Annotated in this window: 2 protein-coding genes; both read right to left on the bottom strand. The window is 40.9% G+C overall.

The window, feature by feature from the left end; all coding sequences use genetic code 11:
- Nucleotides 1-242: 242 nt before the first annotated feature.
- Nucleotides 243-548 carry a hypothetical protein gene (locus PSE69_RS19590; RefSeq protein WP_272675340.1) on the bottom strand — a complete coding sequence of 102 codons (306 nt, stop codon included), beginning with the start codon at nucleotides 546-548 and terminating at the stop codon, nucleotides 243-245.
- Between the two features lie 5 nt (nucleotides 549-553).
- Nucleotides 554-997, bottom strand: a complete 444-nt coding sequence (locus tag PSE69_RS19585) for a hypothetical protein (protein ID WP_108479727.1) — start codon at nucleotides 995-997, stop codon at nucleotides 554-556.
- Nucleotides 998-1700 lie beyond the last annotated feature (703 nt).

Below are 1700 nucleotides of genomic sequence, written 5' to 3'. Positions count from 1 at the left end.
GAATGGTTTTAAGGAAGTAGTGACAAGCTAGCTTCCCATTGCTAAGATTGGATTACCACATCGAAATCGTAGCAATGAATGCACCGATTTAGAGTACCAGAGCCCCATGACCCTGTCACGGGGCTTTGTTACATCTGAAGCCTGATAATCCTCACAAATTGAATCCGCAACGCTCGCCGCAAGATGAAAATTTATTTTTCATCGAGGAAGCGGAAGTGCATCTGATGCTGATTTGTACTCGGTCACTCCGTTTTATTATTTCTCCGTTTTTTCTTGGCGCGTTTGTACATGGTTTTTACCGTAAGCACGCTCAAATCAAGGAGTGTATGCTCATTTAAACAATCCGTTATGCGTTGCCATGAGCGGTATTTTCTGGCTTCGGTAATTTCATCAAAGGCTTCATCAAAAACTTTTTGCATACTTTTGAGTCCACCAAAGGTTAGTAAAAAAATAGTTTTATTGAGCGATTCTCTTACAGGTTTGATCCCCGATTGTCTGATAGCATCGGCGATATGTTTTTCAAGTCTCTCTAATTCTTTTTTTTCCATCCCGATCACCTAAAAAATAAAATTAATGTGATGATAAGTGCATTACTGAGCAGAACGGTTAGGAAAAAGGTTATCGTCCAGCGAGTCAGCTTTTGTTGTGTTTTTTGATGTCGTTTTTTTTCATCATCCAGTTCTTGCCTTAAATGTGAGTATCGTTCACTGAAATCATTCAGAAGTTTTTGACTGGCGTTAAGCGTGCTGAGTTGATGATTGACTTCTAAGTTCCATTTTCGGAGGTTGTGGCGCAGTTCTTGGTCAATACGGGTGACATCATCCTGTAAACGTTCTGTGAGCGTTTTTCTCGGTGAAAGATGGAGTGATTCAGCGAGGATTTCACGTGCTTTGTTGGTGATAGTTTTATTTTCTCGTTCAGCAATGATTTGAAGTTTATCTTTGAGATCATCTTCAATTCTAAAGCTCACCGTTGTTGTTTTTTTGCTCTCCGCCATTAATTCCCCTTTTTTCTCGTTGTCTAAAAACGTTGACGTACAAGGCTCTAAGGTGTGTTACCTATGCGTTTTTAATTGGTTTGTTAAAAATATCTCCAAATACAAAATTACAGGCACGAGGGCGACGATACACAAACGGGGACAAAATGGGGACATTTTTACCGTTTATTACCGTCGCGTACTCAGGGGGCTCTCCCCTGATACCCCGAAGCCTCTACGAGTCTTTTTCTGACGCGCTGCGCTTGTCCAACGATTCACAGCCAGATAAAAATTTTATCTGCCCGTTCACCGTTTCATTAGTGGCAAAATGAAAGTAATTGTTTTGAGGGTTAACGGTAAGATCTCGTTGCTAATCAAATGATGTTAAAAACGCACCCAGAAGCTCGCAAAACCGTTCTAAACTTTCAGTGTAGATTTGGGTGTTTGATAGGGTGATCGTGTCTTAAAATCGATTTGAGGGGCTTTTATGGGGATGAATGGGCGGTTTTAGCAAGTTAACTTGCCCGTTTAACATAATGGGTCTTATACGTAGCCATTTTTAGATTACTTAATAAATTTCTAACCTACAGATGTACAAAAGCCCCGTGACAGTATCACAGGGCTTTGGTACTCTAAATCGGTGCATTCGCTGCTACGATTAGAAGTCGCAATCCAATCATAGCAACGTGAGAGGCGCTTGTCACGTTCTCATTAAATACCAGCC

Origin of the sequence: Providencia sp. PROV122, from assembly GCF_028482365.1 — a bacterium.
Taxonomy (GTDB): Bacteria; Pseudomonadota; Gammaproteobacteria; order Enterobacterales; family Enterobacteriaceae; genus Providencia; species Providencia stuartii.
This window is presented reverse-complemented; position numbering and strand designations above follow the sequence as displayed.